18 protein-coding genes and 1 other RNA gene are annotated in these 18760 nt (G+C 41.2%); 9 read left to right on the top strand and 10 right to left on the bottom strand.

From position 1 onward, the window contains the following. Nucleotides 1-140 precede the first annotated feature (140 nt). Together ffs and fsa are read left to right on the top strand one after the other, a co-directional pair. An RNA gene (ffs, locus tag EZ437_RS20850) (signal recognition particle sRNA small type) lies at nt 141-240 on the top strand. A 138-nt stretch (nt 241-378) separates the two neighbouring features. Beyond that, entirely contained in the window at nt 379-1038 is a 660-nt protein-coding gene (gene fsa, locus EZ437_RS20845; protein ID WP_131598070.1) for a fructose-6-phosphate aldolase, read from the top strand. Nucleotides 1039-1119: 81 nt separating this feature from the next. On the opposite strand, the gene EZ437_RS20840 is transcribed toward fsa, so the two are convergent. Continuing rightward, on the bottom strand, nt 1120-1668 hold the full coding sequence (locus EZ437_RS20840) for a D-glycero-alpha-D-manno-heptose-1,7-bisphosphate 7-phosphatase (RefSeq protein WP_131598069.1): 549 nt from the start codon (nt 1666-1668) through the stop codon (nt 1120-1122). 143 nt (nt 1669-1811) lie between these two features. Between EZ437_RS20840 and EZ437_RS20835 the strand changes: the two genes are divergently transcribed. Beyond that, nucleotides 1812-2642 (top strand): alpha/beta fold hydrolase, encoded by an 831-nt coding sequence (locus EZ437_RS20835; protein ID WP_131598068.1) that lies wholly within the window; start codon nt 1812-1814, stop codon nt 2640-2642. 11 nt (nt 2643-2653) lie between these two features. Here the strand turns inward: EZ437_RS20835 and EZ437_RS20830 are convergent, their stop codons facing one another. Continuing rightward, nucleotides 2654-2980 (bottom strand): DMT family transporter, encoded by a 327-nt coding sequence (locus tag EZ437_RS20830; RefSeq protein ID WP_131598067.1) that lies wholly within the window; start codon nt 2978-2980, stop codon nt 2654-2656. Between the two features lie 130 nt (nt 2981-3110). On the opposite strand from EZ437_RS20830, the gene EZ437_RS20825 reads away from it, so the two are divergent. The 5 genes from EZ437_RS20825 (at nt 3111) to EZ437_RS20805 (ending at nt 7553) form a co-directional block, all read left to right on the top strand. Beyond that, nucleotides 3111-3977: a ThuA domain-containing protein gene (locus EZ437_RS20825; protein ID WP_131598066.1), complete on the top strand. Its 867-nt coding sequence runs from the start codon at nt 3111-3113 to the stop codon at nt 3975-3977. 62 nt (nt 3978-4039) lie between these two features. Next, nucleotides 4040-4918: a sugar phosphate isomerase/epimerase family protein gene (locus EZ437_RS20820; RefSeq protein WP_205942776.1), complete on the top strand. Its 879-nt coding sequence runs from the start codon at nt 4040-4042 to the stop codon at nt 4916-4918. A gap of 2 nt (nt 4919-4920) precedes the next feature. Then, a complete protein-coding gene (locus EZ437_RS20815) occupies nt 4921-6087 on the top strand; it encodes a mandelate racemase/muconate lactonizing enzyme family protein (protein WP_131598064.1) in 1167 nt (388 codons plus the stop codon). A gap of 14 nt (nt 6088-6101) precedes the next feature. Next, complete coding sequence (locus EZ437_RS20810; protein WP_131598063.1) at nt 6102-6590, top strand: VOC family protein; 489 nt, start codon at nt 6102-6104, stop codon at nt 6588-6590. Nucleotides 6591-6593: 3 nt separating this feature from the next. Continuing rightward, nucleotides 6594-7553, top strand: a complete 960-nt coding sequence (locus EZ437_RS20805) for a 2-hydroxyacid dehydrogenase (RefSeq protein WP_131598062.1) — start codon at nt 6594-6596, stop codon at nt 7551-7553. Nucleotides 7554-7560: 7 nt separating this feature from the next. On the opposite strand, the gene EZ437_RS20800 is transcribed toward EZ437_RS20805, so the two are convergent. Then, the gene (locus tag EZ437_RS20800; protein ID WP_131598061.1) at nt 7561-10734 is read right to left on the bottom strand and encodes a PVC-type heme-binding CxxCH protein; all 3174 of its coding nucleotides are present in this window, start codon (nt 10732-10734) and stop codon (nt 7561-7563) included. A gap of 81 nt (nt 10735-10815) precedes the next feature. Between EZ437_RS20800 and EZ437_RS20795 the strand changes: the two genes are divergently transcribed. Beyond that, on the top strand, nt 10816-11049 hold the full coding sequence (locus tag EZ437_RS20795) for a hypothetical protein (RefSeq protein ID WP_131598060.1): 234 nt from the start codon (nt 10816-10818) through the stop codon (nt 11047-11049). A 907-nt stretch (nt 11050-11956) separates the two neighbouring features. Here EZ437_RS20795 and EZ437_RS20790 read toward each other — a convergent pair. The 7 genes from EZ437_RS20790 to EZ437_RS20760 all read right to left on the bottom strand — a co-directional run bounded on the left by EZ437_RS20790 (nt 11957) and on the right by EZ437_RS20760 (nt 18727). After that, on the bottom strand, nt 11957-13063 hold the full coding sequence (locus EZ437_RS20790) for a hypothetical protein (protein WP_131598059.1): 1107 nt from the start codon (nt 13061-13063) through the stop codon (nt 11957-11959). Nucleotides 13064-13078: 15 nt separating this feature from the next. After that, nucleotides 13079-14455: an MBOAT family O-acyltransferase gene (locus EZ437_RS20785; protein WP_165500486.1), complete on the bottom strand. Its 1377-nt coding sequence runs from the start codon at nt 14453-14455 to the stop codon at nt 13079-13081. 87 nt (nt 14456-14542) lie between these two features. Continuing rightward, entirely contained in the window at nt 14543-16276 is a 1734-nt protein-coding gene (locus EZ437_RS20780) for an HAD-IIIC family phosphatase (RefSeq protein ID WP_205942775.1), read from the bottom strand. A 108-nt stretch (nt 16277-16384) separates the two neighbouring features. Then, nucleotides 16385-16627, bottom strand: coding sequence for an acyl carrier protein (locus EZ437_RS20775; RefSeq protein ID WP_131598057.1), 243 nt, complete (start codon nt 16625-16627; stop codon nt 16385-16387). 18 nt (nt 16628-16645) lie between these two features. Next, a complete protein-coding gene (locus tag EZ437_RS20770) occupies nt 16646-17023 on the bottom strand; it encodes a hypothetical protein (RefSeq protein ID WP_131598056.1) in 378 nt (125 codons plus the stop codon). 40 nt (nt 17024-17063) lie between these two features. Further along, nucleotides 17064-17987, bottom strand: coding sequence for an NAD-dependent epimerase/dehydratase family protein (locus tag EZ437_RS20765; protein WP_131598055.1), 924 nt, complete (start codon nt 17985-17987; stop codon nt 17064-17066). Continuing rightward, nucleotides 17984-18727, bottom strand: coding sequence for a glycosyltransferase family 2 protein (locus EZ437_RS20760; protein ID WP_131598054.1), 744 nt, complete (start codon nt 18725-18727; stop codon nt 17984-17986). The genes EZ437_RS20765 and EZ437_RS20760 overlap by 4 nt, the downstream gene beginning before the upstream one ends. Nucleotides 18728-18760: the final 33 nt, after the last annotated feature.

Below are 18760 nucleotides of genomic sequence, written 5' to 3'. Positions count from 1 at the left end.
AATTTCAGTCTGTTTGTCAATAAATTAATTTTAAACTACAATTGATTTAACATCAACACCTTACCGCTATTTCCCGCAAAAACTTCAAATAATTAGCATTTTCCTTTTTGTAGATTGATGTCTTTTACTACATTTGTGCCGGGCAAGTCTTTTACGATCAGCTCCTTTTGAACTCCCCCAGGTCGGGAACGAAGCAAGGGTAGAAGGTTGTAGCGATGCGATAAGAGGTGCTTGCCCATTTTTTACTTTTCTAACAGGTAAAAATCCAGTCTTTAATAGATAATCCATTTTTTCTTAAAAGAATCACCGATAAATACCTAATTTAGGCGTTTAGATTTAAATAACCTAAATATTTCAACAACAAGTAAATAAACAAACATGAAATTTTTTATTGACACAGCAAATCTTGATCAGATAAAAGAAGCCTACGATCTTGGCGTTCTGGACGGCGTTACAACCAATCCAAGCCTGATGGCCAAAGAAGGAATTACGGGCGGAGCAAACGTAACGGCACATTACAAGGCAATTTGCGATATCGTAGATGACAACGTTAGTGCAGAAGTAATTGCCACGACCTTTGATGAGATAATAGCAGAAGGTGAAGCGCTTGCAGCTTTAAATCCTAAAATAGTTGTTAAGGTTCCGATGATTAAAGATGGTGTTAAAGCGATTAAATATTTTACTGATAAAGGAATTAAGACCAATTGTACGTTGATTTTTTCAGCGGGTCAGGCTTTATTAGCTGCAAAGGCAGGTGCTACCTATGTTTCACCTTTCTTAGGACGTCTCGATGATATTTCTACTGACGGACTTCAATTAATTGAAGACATCAGATTGATATTCGACAATTACGGATACCCTACGCAGATTTTGGCTGCCTCTATCCGCGGACCATTGCACATCGTAGCATGTGCTAAATTGGGAGCAGATGTTATTACTGCCCCTTTGTCTGCAATTATCGCATTGTTAAAACACCCGCTTACAGATAGCGGACTCGCAACTTTCCTTGCTGATCATAAAAAAGCAGCAGGCTTGTAGGTATTAATTTATAACAAACAAAAAGCGGATGATTCTATAATCATCCGCTTTTTGTTTGTTATATGCAACGTCATCCTGAATTTATTTCTGCTCTGCCATCAGTTTCAATAACCCGGCGGAATTAGTTTTCATTTCAGTACCTGAAAGCACCTTTTTCACCAGTTCATAATCAATCTGCTCATCCGGAACAATCTCGATACCCTTCACTCCTGCCCCATTTGCAGCAGCTACATCACGCGGTTTATCTCCAATCATTACCGAAAGTGCCGGATCGATGTCAAACATATCTATTGCATCCAGCAACATTCCTGAAAGTGGTTTCCTGCATTTGCATGCTTCACCTACAGTTGGGTGGTGGGGACAATAATAAAACGCCGCTATATCGGCATTTCGTTTTACAAATTCATTTCTAAGCATTTGGTGCATTATACCAAGTTCCTGCTCATTATATCTTTTTAATGCAATACCGCCCTGGTTGGTAATCACAATTAGCAGATATCCTTCATCATATAATCTTTTCAAAGGAGGAATTTGATATTCTAGTATCTTAAAGTCTTCCACCCTCGTTATGTAGTCGTATATTTCATGATTTAAAACTCCATCACGGTCTAAAAAAATAGCTTTGTTCATGCTGTTGTGTGCTTTGTAAATAACTTACTTTTAATAATTGGCCCAAAGATGGGTATAATTAGCTATTATAGCTAAATGTTGTCTGTTTTGTTCAAACAAACCCTCAGAGATGTTGTTAACAAATTAAAATAAATATTAATACCATGCCGTATATTAGGAAAAATAACGAAAACCCTGCCTCTGTAAATATATTTTTTGAAGACCTGGGAACAGGTAAGCCAGTTGTACTTATTCATGGCTGGCCTGTATCCCATGAAATGTGGGAATACCAGGTAAATGCGCTCGTAAACGCGGGTTATCGTTGTATTTCATATGACAGGCGTGGATTTGGACAGTCTGATAAACCATGGGACAACTATGACTACAACACACTAAGCGATGATCTTCATGAAGTGATTTCCACGCTTGACCTTTGGGATGTTACGCTCGTGGGTTTTTCAATGGGTGGTGGTGAAGTAGCAAGATATTTGGGCAGATATGGCTCGTCTCGGGTATCTAAAGCGGTGCTGATTAGTTCTGTAGTGCCTTTGATGGTTAAAACAGACGCTCATGAAGAGGGCATACCCAGGGAGATGTTTGATGAGATGATCGCAAAAATCCAGGATGACCGTCCTGCATTCCTAACTGAATTTGGCAAGCAATTTTTTAATGAAGGCATCCTAAATAAACCAGTGAGCCAGGAAATACAAAACTGGATGCATCAATTGGCGATTGTAGCCAGCCCGAGGGCCACGACTGAATGTGTACGCTCCTTCTCAGAAACCGATTTTCGGACAGATTTAAGCACCATAACTGTACCCGTAATGATCATTCATGGCGATGCAGACAAGACCGTGCCTATTGATGCAACCAGTGAACTGACCTCTCTGCAATTACCTAACGCTGCTTATTATCGTTTTGAAGATGCTCCACATGGTTTGTTCATCACCAATAAAGACGAACTCAACCGGTTACTAATCAATTTCATTGGGTAATAATCACAGTTTTAGTGCGATACTGCTTTAAGTCCAATTATAGACCCGATAAGGGTGATGATAAAGAAAATGCGCCAGAATGTTGCTGGATCTTTGAAAACAAATATCCCAACCAGCACTGTGCCTACAGCACCCACTCCTGTCCAAACAGCATAAGCAGTTCCGATAGGCAGGGTCTGCGTTGCTTTGATCAATAAGCCCATACTAATTACCAGTGCAATCAGGAAACCTGCATACCAGCCGTAGGCATCATTTCCTGTTGCCTCTTTCGCTTTTCCCAGGCAAGAGGCAAATGCTACTTCAAAAAGGCCGGCAATAATCAATATAATCCAGTTCATAATTAATCTTTTTTGCAAAGATCACAAAACTAAACTTGATATCTATTTTAATAATCATATTTTTGGAATAGGCCGCTCATTGATATTATTAAACCAAGGCGATCTAACTAAATAATAAACGTATGAAACGATGAGAGATATCTGGACTACCCTAATCACCGCAGTAATAATTCTGATAACGTCTGGTTGTTCAGTCGGACAACCTTCACAGACAAAGTCAAAAAAACCCGTCATTGTCTTTGTGACTGGCGATCACGAATACAGCAGTGAAGAGACCATGCCGCTCATTGCGGCAGAGCTGGAAAAAAATTATGGAATGCGTACCGTTGTATTGAAATCATCACCTGATCATACATCGGAAGAAAACATCCCGGGACTATCCATTTTAAAAGAAGCTGATTTGGCAGTATTCTATTTACGCTGGAGACGTTTGCCAGCAGATCAGCTAAAGTATATTGAAGATTATTTAAATTCAGGCAAACCTGTGATGGGTTTTCGCACTACCACACATGCTTTTAACTATCCTGCTGGTCATCCACTGGAAAAGTGGAATGCTTTTGGAGAATTTGCGCTGGGAACGCCTCCGGGATGGGGAAAATCCGGACACACGCATTATGGGCACAACTCGTCTACTGACGTATCGCTGATTCCCGATCAAATTATACATCCGATACTAACAGGTGTGCCAGCGCAATTTCACGCCAGATCATGGTTGTATCATGTGGTGCCTGACTATCCTGCTAAAGGATCTACCCCGCTGCTGATGGGAAAAGCTGTACAACCTGACAAGAAAGCAGTTGACAATCCAGTAGCCTGGACCTGGAAAACAGCTGCAGGTGGAAACACATTCATGACCACACTGGGACATCCTGATGATTTTAAGGAAGAAGGACTTCAAAGGTTGGTCATCAATGCAGTACACTGGACATTGGGCAAGCCCGTTCCAAAAAAATGGGCAGGAAAAATAGAAATGAATGTTGCTTACAGACAACCTTAATTGCCTATCAGCACAAATTAATCAAACCAAATAAAAGCATGGAACTATCAATACATAATTGGATGAGATCCGAGACAATAGACACGACTATTCGGAGGGTCTCTGGTCTTGGTTATACGAAACTTGAAATTGCAGGAAGTCCTGAACAATATGACACCAAACACGTAAGAAAACTATTGAAAGACTATGGGTTGTCCTGCTGGGGATCGGTTACACTGATGCTCGAAGACCGCAACCTTCTGGCAAAAGATGAAGCTCAGCGCGAAAAATCCGTGCAGTATGTAAAAGACGTTGTGCGGATGGTAAAAGAACTGGATGGCCATATGGTGTCGGTAGTACCGGGCACCGTAGGAAAAATAGTTCCCGACGGAAGGCCTGAGGAAGAATGGCAATGGGCAGTAGAATCTTTAAAAGAAGTGTACGAATATTCCGAAAGCTCAGGGATTTTACTAGGTATTGAACCGATTAACAGGTTTGAAACATACTTTATAAACAGAGGCGATCAAGCACTCGTTCTTGCAGAAGCAGTAGGCCCTAATTGTGGTGTTTGTCTGGATACTTTTCATATGAATATTGAAGAGGACAATCTATACGATGCCATCAAAAGAGCAAAGGGAAAATTGGTAGGTTTTCATGTGGCCGACAACAACCGGATGGCTCCGGGGATGGGTACGCTGGACTGGAGCAAAATAATTGATACACTTCATGAGGTAGGATACGATGAAGTGCTGTCGGTAGAATTTTGTTCGCCGCTCGACCGAACTCCGGCAAATCCTTACCCAAATTCCATCGACGAAAACCCTGAAGATTTATCCCGCGAACAGAAGAAATTTTTAGAAGATCACGGCAGTACTTCTGTGACGGATGAATTCTATACAATGCTGACACGTAAATCTTTTGAAACCTTATCTAAATTAATCACTTTACCTAAAAATTACTAAAAATGAAAATAACCAACGTCGAAGCATTTTGGCTACGTTGTCCAATCCCTAAAGAAAAGCAACATTTCTCTGACTATGGGCTGCTGACCAATTTTGACATGGCACTCGTAGTAATTACCACAGAAGATGGACTACAGGGCTTTGGGGAAGCTAAAGCTGCAGTAGGCTCCTCTGGCGTATGCGCAGCTATTGTCAGCTGTGTCGAAAACGAACTTAAACCAGTTTTATTAGGTAAAGATGCCAAAGACATCACCCGTCTTTGGGAGATGATGTATAATGGAACACGTGACCATTATGCCCTTTCAAGAGGCAGAAAATTCCCAATTCTTGGGAGAAGAGGCCTAACCATATCTGCAATGAGTGGTGTAGACACTGCGTTATGGGACTTAAAAGGAAAAGCCTTAAATGTTCCGGTAATGGACTTGCTCGGCGGTGCCTGCAGGGATCAGATGCCCGCATACGCCAGCGGCGGCTGGGCTAATGCAGAAAACATTGGAGCACAGCTAAATGGCTATATAGAAAAAGGATTTAAAGCTGTAAAGATGCGTGTAGGCATTATGGACGAAACGGTTCAAAACAGCATTGAACGTGTAAAGGCTGCAAGAAAAGCAATTGGACCAGATATAAAATTAATGGCTGATGCCCACGGAACCTTCAGCGTACCTGAGGCCAAACAGTTCTGCCGTGGAGTAGAAGACTGTAACCTTTACTGGTTTGAAGAACCAATAAGTCCTGATAACCGGCATGGTACCGCAGAAGTACGGGCGTCAACAGCCATTCCTATAGCCGCAGGAGAAAGTGAGTATACTAGTTTTGACATTCGCGACTTGCTGGAGTTAAGGGCGCTTGATGTTATTCAACCAGATGCGGCCATCATTGGCGGTATTTCCGAAGCGATGCGTGTGGGCCATCTGGCCAATGTACATCAACTGGAACTGGCTCCGCATTGCTGGGGATCTGCCTTTTCCTTTATGGCGGGTTTAAATGTGGCCTTTGCGTCCTCATCAGCCATAATCATTGAATTTTCATTAGGTGGAAACCCAATGATGTATGACTTGGTAAAGGAACAGATTAACGTAACAGATGGCTTTATTTCTGCACCCCGCGCTGCAGGACTAGGCTTAACTCCACAATGGGATTTTGTGAAGGAATTCACACAAAAAATATAAATAATTTTATCACTATGGCACGAGCACTTAAAATTAATCACGTAACAGTAATTGTAGACAATCTGGAGAAAGCAACCGAATTCTATCAGAATGAATTGGGTTTGGAACCATTGGCGGCCTTTCGGTTCGACTATCCGGTTATGTTTTTTAAATTTAACGACGAACAGCAATTGCATATTTCCGAATGGGAAAATGATCCTACCTCCTTCCGGGGGCATATCTGCGTAGAGGTAGACGATTTTAACAGCATTTTCTTTCGCATGAAGGAACTGAATGTTATTGATATAAACCCATGGGGGAAAGTGCGTAAACTCCCTGACGGAGCCATGCAAATGTTTGTCAGGGACCCTGCCGGCAACCTGGTAGAAATATCTTCGGTACCAGGAAGTGAGGTTGACCCCTTAATATTTCAGGACGAACTTTACGAAGAGGGACTGTATGTATCAAATAGAAATGATTTTAGAGGATTCAGATCAGATACTGCCACTTTATACCATAAATAATCAATGAAAAAAAATGTTCTCTTGCTGGAAACAATTGCCGATGAGGCCCTCGGTTATCTTAGCAAACATGTAAACGTCTTTACTGCTTATGATGAGGCATCTCTGAAAACAGCTGTGGATACGCAGGAAATCCATGCAATAATTACCCGTGGAAAAGGCCAGATTGACAAAGCGCTGCTGGAAGCCTTTCCGGCTGTAAAAGTAGTAGCAAGGTGTGGGGTGGGCCTGGACAACGTAGCCGTGAATGAAGCCACTTCCAGGAACGTTATGGTGATCAATGCGCCTGGTTCTAATGCCGCTACGATCGCCGAGCACACCTTTTCCCTGATGCTGATGCTGATGCGCAATATGTATGAATCTGCGCGACAGGTGAAACAGGGCAACTGGAACTGGCGCAATCAGTATTCTGGGGACGAACTGAACGGTAAGACCCTGGGAATAATTGGAATGGGTAACATTGGCCAGCGCGTGGCCAAACTGGGAGAAGCTTTTGGCATGCATGTCATCTATTGGAGCAGATCGGCAAAGGATTCTACTGCCAGCCTTTTGACAATGGATGAAGTGTTGCGCCAATCAGATGTGATCAGTCTTCATTTACCTTTGACCTCAGAAACAGACAAATTAATTGGCGCAGATCAAATTGAATTGATGAAGCCAGGATCATTGCTGATCAATACTGCCCGTGCAGCATTGATAGATCACCAGGTGCTGCTAGAAGCGCTCGACAATGCTAAAATAGCAGGCTTCGCAGCGGACGTATTGCCCGAGGAACCACCCCTTAAAGATGAACCGATCATAAATCATCCAAAAACTATCATTACACCACACTCAGGCAGTTTGACAGCTGCCACTTATCAGAAGATGTGTTACCTTACCGTGCAAAATGTTGTTGCTGTGCTGACAGGCAATGAACCAGACCAAAACAGTATTTTCAATCGTTCAGATTTGCAGAAAAATAAATAGTATATACTTATTTTTCCATAGGATGTTGTTTGAGTAATTCTGCAGGTGCATAAAATCCAGTTTTAGCCTTTACAGCATTCCTGACAGCTTTCACCTTAGCCGGAGATACTGCTGCTGCCTTATTACCAAAATTATTTCTTACGTAAGTGAGCACAGCGGCTACTTCATCATCCTTCAGCATCCCTCCAAAAGGAGTCATAGGTACCTGCCCGGCATATTTTTTCCCGTTCACTTCAATTGGTCCGTGCAGCCCTTTTAATACCAGTTTAATCAGGCGGTCTTGACTTCCGGTTACCCATTTAGTCCCTGCTAAAGGAGGAAAGCCTGAGGAAGGCAGCCCCTTTCCATTCGGTTGGTGACAGGTAATGCAAAAGCCCTCTTTTGCATAGATCGCTTTACCTTTTACATATAAGGCACGCTCCGCTCCTTTCAGATCAATCTCTTCTTTCACAACCTTCTTCTCCGCTGCAGGTCTTCCATTCAGGTGAGCCATCGCTGTTTCATAAGCAGGCTTCATCCACTCGTCAATTTCGCTCTTAGCTGCCTCTTTCAAAACAGACAGTCCCATCTCGGACGGAAGCCATGAACCAGCTACTATTGCTTCCAATCTTACCCTGCCATGTTTATCAGCCGCTGCCTGCATCAGCAATTCATGCTGATCCGTAACCTGGTGTCCGGTATACCTCAGCACCCGTACTGCGGCTGCACGGGCATGATAATCTTTTGCCTGAAGCATCTGAAGCAATAGTTGCCTGTCGACCTTGTTCAAACCCCAACTTACCCACAATGCTTCAAGGACATGGTGTTCGTATTTTGGATCATTTTTATCTAGTGCGGCTACCCAGGTTTTAAGTTGCGGCAATACTTCAGCAGCTTTACGCCCTCGCAATTCTGCACGCGTGCGGTATCTCGCCCTATATTCCGGAAGTTTCAGATTCTCCAGCAAAGCTGAAATACTGGCCCCATCCACTTTAGCAGGGACAACCAGTGGCCTTGAAGGATAGGTGATGCGGTAAATCCTGCCATGCACATGATCCCGCAGTGGATCCCGGGCATTGTGCTGCATATGACCGATCAGTATGTTGTGCCAGTCGGCCACATACAAAGAACCATCCGGGGCAAACTGCATGGCCACAGGCCTAAAATTCTTGTCTGTAGAAACCATCAGGTCCTGCCTATGTCTGCTTTTATATCCTGTCCCCTCATCAGTCAATGTATGTTGCTTGGTTCCAAGAAAACCGATGGTATTATTGATGAGAAAATCCCCTTGCCATTCATCAGGGAAATGCCTGCTGGATACAAATTCCAGACCTGAAGTAGGCCGTACACTGTGTTCCGGCTGAATCAGATCCCTGGAGGCTGGTGTTTCCACACCATATCTTGGTTTTACCGAAGCAGGCATCATCCAGCGCACATCCGGACTCGAGGTGGCTGCGTAAAAATTCTGTCCCCAATCGTCAAAAGCGATCCCCCATGGATTTGGCACATACGGTTGCGCCGTACGCTCAAGTTTATGGAGTTGCGGACTATAACGATAAAAGCCACCATTGGTAGCCCTCACAGGTCCATAAGAAGTTTCCACGTTGGTATGCAGAAATATCCCCTCTCCCATGTAGATAGCGCCAGAAGGATCAACAGTGAAGGCGTGAATGTTATGATGGGTATCGTGGTCATCAAAACCACTTAGCAAAATTTCTTTTTTGTCTGCCTTGCCATCTCCGTCAGTATCTTTCAAGAGCATAAAATTGGTACCCTGCGAAACATATACACCGTCAGCAGTGATTTCAAATCCAACAGGTAAATGCAGACCATCCGCAAATGTAGTCTGCTTATCTGCTTTTCCATCTCCATCCGTATCTTCCAGTACGATGAGCTTGTCATTGGGTTTTGTATCGCCGGGCTTGTAGTGCGGGTAACTTGGCATGGTGGCTACCCAAAGACGGCCCTTTGTGTCAAAGGTTAGTTGAAAAGGTTTGGCAAGATCAGGAAATTCCTGTTCTGAGGCAAAAAGGTCTATTTTAAATCCCGGAGCCATCTTCAACGTACTCAAGGCATCACCTCCCGACAAATAGTCTAGGTTTCCGTTCTTTCCGGCGTTATAATTGGTCTTTACTTCCGGCAGAGAAGTAGTCTTAGCGTCTGATTTTGAAAGGTTCATTTGCTTTCCTTGTACTGCGTGCCAGATTGCGGTGTCCCTGATCAGGGTCATTTCACGGATTTTCTTAATCTCTGCAGGATAATTATCCGGTCCGAAAGGATTATAACGACGCCCGTAAGCGTGTACGCCATTAGGTATTTTTATATCGTTGTGCCACATCCAGTTTTTTTCCAGTACCGCCGAACGTACACCTACCCTATTGGCCTCATTTTTAACCGCAACTTTGCCAAAAACAAGATCGGCAAGCAGTGTTGCGAAACCCGCATATCCTTCCTCGCTGAGTTGCGATCCATCGATCGTCAATGGCTGATCAGCGGCATCAAACCATTTTTTTGTTGGCGTATATACTTCCGCAAAAACTACGTTATTGGCGGCGGCCACTTCTTTCATCGCCGCTGCATAAAGCGCAAGATTGGCATTTTCTTTTTTGCCATCCGGCAGGTCGTATTGTTTTGATAAGTCTTCAAAAGCAATCGGCGATACCACTGCTAACTGTGGCGTACTACGGCCGTTGTATTGTTGTTTCAGTGTATGTTTAATAAAGGCATCCAGCTCGGCTTTGTAGTTTTCAAGTCCCTCGGCACCTTCAAAAGACTCATTGTAACCAAAAAAAGCAATGACCACATCCGCCTTAAGCTTGGTAAGCCACTGGTCTTCGGTATCAAAATGTCCTTCGCTATCGGAAGGGGTCGCCAGCTCGGTCTGGAACTTCTCAGCACCACGAAATGCCCATGGCGATGGTCTGCTGGCATGAGGCCTGAAACCCGGTGTATTTCCACCGTCACACATATTGCGGATAAAAAGATTGTATTCCGGATACCTCAGGTGCAGCTCCGTTTCAAAGTGACCATAGTTCATCATCCTGGATCCTAAATTGTTTCCTATCAGTACGATATGGTTATCCTTTTTAATCTGTAAGGGTGTATTTCCGGTAGGCTTGAACTGCATGGTAAAACCAGCGATTAAAATCACCAGTACAATTCTAAAAACTACCTTGGTTTTCTTGTTGATTGGTCTGAACATTTAGTACACTATTTTTATTTGGCTATGAAAGACTAAATATAGATTTTCTAACGCACAATTGATAAAAAATCAGAAAAGGACTTGGGCCTTATTGATTTTGAGGCCTTCTTTGCAACTCAGATAGAAGAAGTTCACAATTCTGCTATTGGCCCGTACTATTGGTTTATAGGAGATAATGCTAATTATATCAATAAGACAAGGGACCCTAGTGTGATCAATATGGAGATTCTCTATGTGGGAGTTCCCCAGGCAAGGTACAAAGTGTACCCTGAGGCAGGCCGTTTCTTCCAATGGCCTGCCTTTTTAATATTTTAAATGATGCAGACCACAACGATTTCAATAGCTAGCATTTTTCCAGACCGGCTTTTGTCTTTGTTAAAATAAATCATGGATCTTAAACGATCCAATATATTATTCCTGAAATGATCTTAAATATTCCGTAAAGGTAAATATTCTATTTCGCTTATAACCAGTCTGTTCAGATAGTATGCCTAGGTTGCAAAAATCTTTAATAAAAGCATTAGCACTTTGTTTGCTTATATATCACAAATTTAGGAAAAATATCCATTGTCAAAGAAAAGTTAACTTCCCTTGACTATGGATATTCATAGTCAAGGGAAGGTTGGAAAATGTGATCAATCAATCCCAATCGCTACTCCCAGAACTTTAATTGGAGTAGGTTTAAAATAAAAAAGCCTCACATTTCTGTGAGGCTTTTGTGATCCCGCTGGGATGTGAACTTAGTTCAATTTTCAGCGTTAAAGGCTATTTGGAAGGTTTTTAAAAAGTGACTCACCGAATCACTCACCTTTTTGTCTGTATTTTTTAATTGCAATTGCTATAGTACAAAATTAAACATTATCTGTGATATTTCATAATTATCGAGAAATTGCCGTTATATACCTGCTATGCGCTTTTTATACCAAAATACATATTATGGATAATAAAACCATAAAACATTACCTACTTGATCAGTTTAAATTTCTTCTGTAACCCTCCCGGATTTCGAACCGGTTTGCTAACGAGAATTCAAATTTATTGACCTCCCCCCAATTTTCAGACACGCTAAACTCGAAAATCAGGGCTTTAATTGGCTGTTGACCTCTATCGTAAAAGCGTGTGGATTTGGATTCGAGACATTCCCGGGAAAACTATCTCTCACACTGTGGAGAGGTTGGCCAAAACTATTATAAGTATGTAATGTCGTAATTTCTTTTGTAAATTACCGTCCATCTTTTAGGATATTCCTGGGGCTGTCGGCATTTCTTAACAGTCCAGTCAAATGTTCAAGATTGCAATGTCCGTTTAAAGTAGTATCCTGCTTACACATTTCTATCATCATCCGTAAGTTAGCATTCTCTGACAGATGCAAACCATCAAATGCTTCCTGATTGTTGCCACCTATCTTTGTGATATCGCTGAAATCAAAAAATTTGTGATCGTATTTTGCGAATAGAACAGGTAATGTCTTTTGCAATTCAAACATGTACTGATATTTCGATTTGTTTTCGAGAAGCTTATCCCATATAAATGGTGCATATGGTGGCAAAAATGCTACTACGTGGATATTCCTTTTCTTACATCGCTCTAAAAAAATAGTCAGCTCACGAAGGTCCTCCTTGCTTAGTACGGCACCGTGTTCATAGTGATTCGCATCCTCTTCAATGCTGTTGTAGTTTTCCTTAAATATCTGCAGGGAGTCTGCCTCTTGCCTCGATCCTTTGTTGTACTTAAAACTACCATCGTACCGGAAACCTTCATCACGCATGATTGCAAACAATCCGATATTGTCATTTGATGCGTTGATTTTGTTAAACGACGCCTTTCCTCGCAGAATATCAAAGCAAACCCGCTCAAATGAGGAAAGAAAGGTAGAGGTAAGCGAGTAATGCCTTTTGAGACTCATAGGAAAGGCAGAACTTTTAGACCGCTCATTAAACCAAAACTGGTCCAGGCTAACCATCAATATTTTCGGGGATACATCCGGTATGCTATCTAAAAAATCATTAAGCCCTTTTGTACTCTGTGCCCCTCTGCTGGCATTGTAAAATGAGCTTTCATTTTTAAAAAAGAAACTCCTGAAACCCATCACTCTTGATGAACCCAAAACGAGCACCTCAGGTTTTCGGAGTCTTACATTACGCAACTTGATATATCCTGATTCGTCAGTGTAAGCCTGATGAAATAGATTATGTTCTTTACGTTGTCTGTTTATAATCGTGTCGGGGTCAACAAATTCACCTGCCTTGTAAAGAATATAGAGGGGATAACACAAGATGACCAGCAATATTAAGCAGAGCAGCAATATTTTTTGGATAAATAATTTCATAGGCTTGTTTGCCATTTAAAACTGGAAATAAATAAATTGAGACCCTTCTGCAGGACTGAAACAAAAAATGCTGGTTATCAGTACAAGATATAATGCCCAACGCAATACCGGCTTCTTGAAATAGCCTATCTGAAAACCGTAGCTCTTTTCCCTGTGTATCCACTCTATCGAAAGCATTACGACGATACATACAATGGTGGTGATTACAATGGTAGCATCGGTGGCTAATACGGGCTTGGCGATGATGGTCTTCGAAAATAGGCTCATGTAATAATTAAAGGCCTCTGTAATATTTCTAGCCCTAAAAACAACGTTTGTGAACATGACCAGTAAAAATGTCAGCAAGATGTTCTTTAATTCACTAAACGACTGAAACGAAGAAGCAATCCCTGCCTTTTTCTTTTTGTTCATCGTGCCTTTTATAATGAGGGGGATGAAGTAGAGTCCATGCAAAACTCCATACAAAATAAAAGTCCAGTTGGCGCCATGCCATATCCCCACAACAATCAGGTTGATCATAATGGCCATAACAAGCCCAATCTTGCCATAGTCCCTGAAGCGGATTGTTAGGGGCAGAAATACATAATCGGTTACCCATGAAGTCAGTGACATGTGCCATCTGCGCCAGTAATCGGCAATATTTCTGGCAAAAAAAGGATAGTTAAAGTTTTTAGTGATATTAAAGCCCAGCAGGCGCGAAAAACCCGTAGCCATATCCGTGTAACCAGAGAAATCAGCATAGATTTGTATGGTATAAAAAAAAGCGCCGAGAACAAGTGTACTGGCTGGCAGATCATGATACCGATCAAACACAGGATTGGCTATCAGCGCACAGTTATTAGCCACAACCATTTTTTTAAAGAAACCCCATAGAATCTGCCTCATGCCATCAACGGCATTTTCATAGTTAAAAACTCTTTTTGTTTCAAATTGGGGGATCAGTAACCCGACCCGGTCTATCGGCCCTGATATCAGGGTAGGAAAAAAAGCCACGTATGCAAAAAATATTACCCAGTTGGTAGTCGGCTGCGTCTTCCCATTGTAGATATCTATAATATAACTAACGGTACGGAAGGTGTAAAAGCTTATTCCAAGCGGAAGAATAATATTAACCAGGTGCACGTCGATATTCAAATCAAATGCGGAAAAGCCCCTGGTGAATGATTCAATAAAAAAGTTAAAATATTTGAAATACAGTAAGGTCCCCAGCGCTTGCAACAAGCCCAGGTATAACAAAAATCTCCTGCGGGTAAAGGTTTCTGCTTTTTTAATATGGATGCCCAAATAATAATTGAATGCTGTACTGGCGGCCAGTAAAAGCAAGAAGCGCCAGTCCCACCAGGCATAAAACACATAACTTCCAATTAAAATCAGCAAGTTTTGCTGTTTCAAGTAGCGGTTAAATACAAACCAGTAAAGCAAAAAGAAGCCAGTAAAAAAAACCGCGAATTCAACAGAATTAAAAACCATATCGATTCTTTACATTCTTGTTATAAAAACTGGTTTATTCAATTGGTATGTTGCCAGATTAAGCACGTAGCTGTTCTCCTCAATTTCCTCGAAACCCAGCGATGAATAATGTGCTTTAACCATCATATTTTTCTTAGTAGGAAGATATTCAGCTAGTATATTGCTGTAACCATTCCGTTTAGCATCGCCTGCTATGCAATCTAGTGTAAAAAATTCCATTCCTCTTTTTAACACTCTGCAGCTCATAGCCCAATTTTCGATAAACAGCGTGCTTTCTGACACTTGCTTAAGTACGACAAAAGCGATCAGGCCATTTTCACCATACTTATCCTTGAGCGTAAATGAATAAGTATAATATAAACCATCTCCCACCATACTTAATAACTCTGTCTCCGTATACCTGATGGTGCGAAGATTGAATTGGTTGGACCGCTGTGAAAGCTGCGAGACTCTCGGTATGGTAAAGGTGTCGAATGCTTTTACTTCTGATACCATTTCCAAATTAGACAAAAACTCTTCTTCATTTGCGAAACTCTGCTGCAATACACTTCTTTCAGCTTCTTGCTGATATTGTAAGGTTCGTTGTTCATCATCTACAGTAAAAGATGCGATTTCAAACATGTTCAGTGATTTCAGGAAGAGAAGGTAATCAGCAGGATCTTCAGGCAGGTCAGGCACCATAATTTCAGGAATCTCTTTTTTAACCAACTCTCGTTCAAACGGATTATCATCTATAAAAACAATGGAGTCCATACCAATGTTCAGGACGCTTTGTATATGCCGTATATTATCGGCCTTATTTTCCCAATTTGCCACGAAAACTGCAATATCTTCCAGGCGGAGTACCATTTCAGGGTGGGTTAAGAAAGGCTCTTTGGCGATTGAGCTTGTGTTTTTGCTGCATATTGCGACGATAATACCACGTTGCTTCAATTGCTTTACCCAAAGCTGCAGGTCAGAGAATATTTTGCCATGTCCTAAGTCACCAATCTGTATGCCATCTACACCGTCATCACCTATAACGCCTCCCCAGATTGTATTGTCTAAGTCAAGGACTACACATTTTTTAAAGCTACCAGATATAGCGAAGATAATATCAGTGATGTGTTTAGCAAGATTGGGCAAAAAATCAATATTAAAAACCATATCGGCGCTATAGTACATTTTAGGATCAAAAGTATTCCGATATCCGGCTACTGCAATCAGTGAATTCAGGTCAAGCAAAAACAGGAGCTTATTTTCCTGAGCGTGATCCATCAAATTCAGATTGAGTTTTCTTACCTGATATAAAAATGATGAGCTAACCTTTGTGGCGAGGTTGCCGAAGACACTGTCATTTAGCTCAATGTAATTATTGAGTATTATTTTACATTTAATGCGACTGCTAATCTGCTGACACAATGAGATAAGATAAGTCAGCTGGTTATTGGCGAAGGACTCTTTATCTGAGCGATCAAGTGTACAAAACCGTTTATTAAGCCGTTCGGTACTTCGTAATATTAGCAAAAACTCAGGTTCAAACTTATAAAGATCAGACCCAGGGTCAAACACTTGACGGTCAATCTGGTTATAGTCAGCCTCAAAAACTACAAAATTAATGCTGTGTGCAATTCCATACCCCTTTATTGCTTGTACCACTAGTTGAGAAGCCGAATCCGCGAGGATCGCAAGGCGTACCTTTTTGAAATTACCAGAGTCCTTTTTTAGATTCCTCTTTAGTTCATTAAAAGTTTGACTAATCACGATTTTATATTTGCCTGCAATAGTTAAATCAATTGCACTGCGAATTTACCTTTAGCCTGTTAAATGAACATTAATTGTGCATTAAACTCTTAAATTAAGCGCTAGTTATTACTTGACTCTTAACAGAATGTTATCCAGCATCTGGCCCACGTTGTTCCAACTCTGTATCTCTTGTGAGGTAAAGCGAATCTTGAAATTCTTTTCAATTGCAACCACTAGCTGAATATGATTCAAGGAGTCCCAGTCGTCAATATGATCTGCGGTGCTGTCATATTCTAATACAATGTCCTCATTATCTAAAACACTAATAAATATCTGGTTTATCTTCTCTAATAACTCGCGCTTGTCCATTTCCTGTTGTTATGTAATTTAAGTTCCGTAAACGGTGTGTATGTTGTCTCTCAACGATTTAGAGTCAATATGTTCTTTATCAGCCGGCATATTTTTTTTTAACGCCTTTAAGCGCTTCCCAACATATTCAGTCTTTATAAATTTATAAAGCTCATCGTAATTTTTAATTATAATGCCCAGCGATTGCAAAGTTATGTTATAGGTTAAATATAATTCTTCGAGTTCCTCCGTTAATGTTGCGGTAAGGTCGCTAGCACGCTCGCCTTCTCTTTCTACCTTGTCGTGCAAAACACCTTCAGTTTCATTCAACTCGTTTTCAGTTGCCGGCGATAAATTTTTCAATTGCAAAAGCGCATCTATCAGATGTTTATGTTTACTTTTACTTATACCGTGCATACTTTATATCCGAAAAAAATGTAAAATTAAGTGTGGTCTACTATATGTTCAAGGCTGTGTATGTTAATCCCTCCTTTGAGCTTATGCTGAAATTTGTAATGGACATTGCTTTCTTTATTTTATCGTTGTTTACCACAAAACTCTCCGTGAGCTTTTGTAGTTTGTCCGAATTTAATGGTAGTGGAAAGCGATCACCAATTGACGCCAGAATTCTTATTAAACCCGGATTAATTCTCCATTTCACTGCTTTTTTATTTAGTGCCTCTCCCAATGCATCGACTATTTCATTTGTAGAAAGAGGTTCATCATCTGCAATGTTGTATATCCCGCTTGCAATTTGACTATCATTAATCAACGCGTTAATTGTAAAAAGCAAGTTTTGAATAGATAAAAGCGAACGCTTATTTTCAAATGCGGCAAGCGGATAGGGTAGGCTCTTTTTAATAACCTGAAGCAACAGATTTAAATTGCCTTTATTACCGGGTCCATGGATCATACATGGCCTGAGAACATACACACGTTTTCCTTTGGGCAAAATTCTGTGCAGTAGGAATTCTTCCGCCATTAATTTTGATTGACCATAAGCGGTTAAAGGTCTGGCTTCAACGTCTTCATAAAGAATACCCTCAATGCTATCAGCGGCCGCTTTTACGCTGCTAATGTAGATAAACACTGTAGCATCCGATTGCAAAAAAGTGTTAAATATATTCTTTGTCAATTCTGTATTTACCTCGAAATATTCCGCACTACTACCACTTCCTTTGAGGTCGTGCGCCTTACCAGCTAAATGAATAAGGGCCTCACATTTATGAAGAGGCAATTCATCATAAGCAATTTGTTGATATTCAGCATCGGGAATTGTCCTGCGTCCTACTCCAGTCACTTCAAAATTCTGATTCATTAAATATGGTATAAGGTTACTCCCTACAAATCCATTATGTCCAGTTACTGAGACCAATTTCATCTCCCATATTTTTTTAACCCGTTTATGACATAGTTTACCATCAGGTAGCTTGAATACAATGGATCCAGCTTTTCTAAATCCCGGTAAACCTTCCAAACATAGAGCATGGCCTTATATTTATTTCGTGATATTGAATTTTTACGCATCCTGTAAATGGCTAGCGGTTGCTGGATCCCATAAGCAAAGTCAACCTTTCTCAATATGGATAACCACAACCCGTAATCCTGCCTTTTGGCAATATCCGGCATGTAAAACTTGCCTGTTACTCCAATGTTAATCACCGCTGTTAAGCAGGATATAGGACATGTTTTCAATAAACTATGATAAGAGACTTTCTTCGGCACGATAAAATCCTCGTACAATGGATTCAATTCTACATCCACCCTCCGGTAGGATGAAAAAATGAATCGATAATTGTTTTTTTCCATAAAATCTAACGAGACGGCTAAAAATTCCGGTAACCAGAGATCATCACCATCCAAAAAAGCCATGTAGTTCCCAGTAGCCATTTCAATACCCCTGTTCCGCGTTTTAGCCGGACCCATATTTTCATCATTTACCAGGTATTTTATTCTCGTGTCAGCCAACGACGCCGCTTTGATAAAGTCAAGCGTATTGTCAGTCGAACTGTCATCGATAATGATCATTTCCCAGTCTGGATATGTTTGTTGCTGAACAGACATAATGGTTTGTTCGATAAAAGCCGAGCAATTGTATGTGGCGGAGATTATTGAGATCATCGTTTACAAAGATTTGAAAAGAACTTTAACCCT

Origin of the sequence: Pedobacter psychroterrae (genome assembly GCF_004331695.1) — a bacterium.
In the GTDB taxonomy this organism is placed as follows: domain Bacteria; phylum Bacteroidota; class Bacteroidia; order Sphingobacteriales; family Sphingobacteriaceae; genus Pedobacter; species Pedobacter psychroterrae.
The sequence above is the reverse complement of the archived record's forward strand: the minus strand, read 5'-3'. Positions and strand labels throughout refer to the sequence as shown.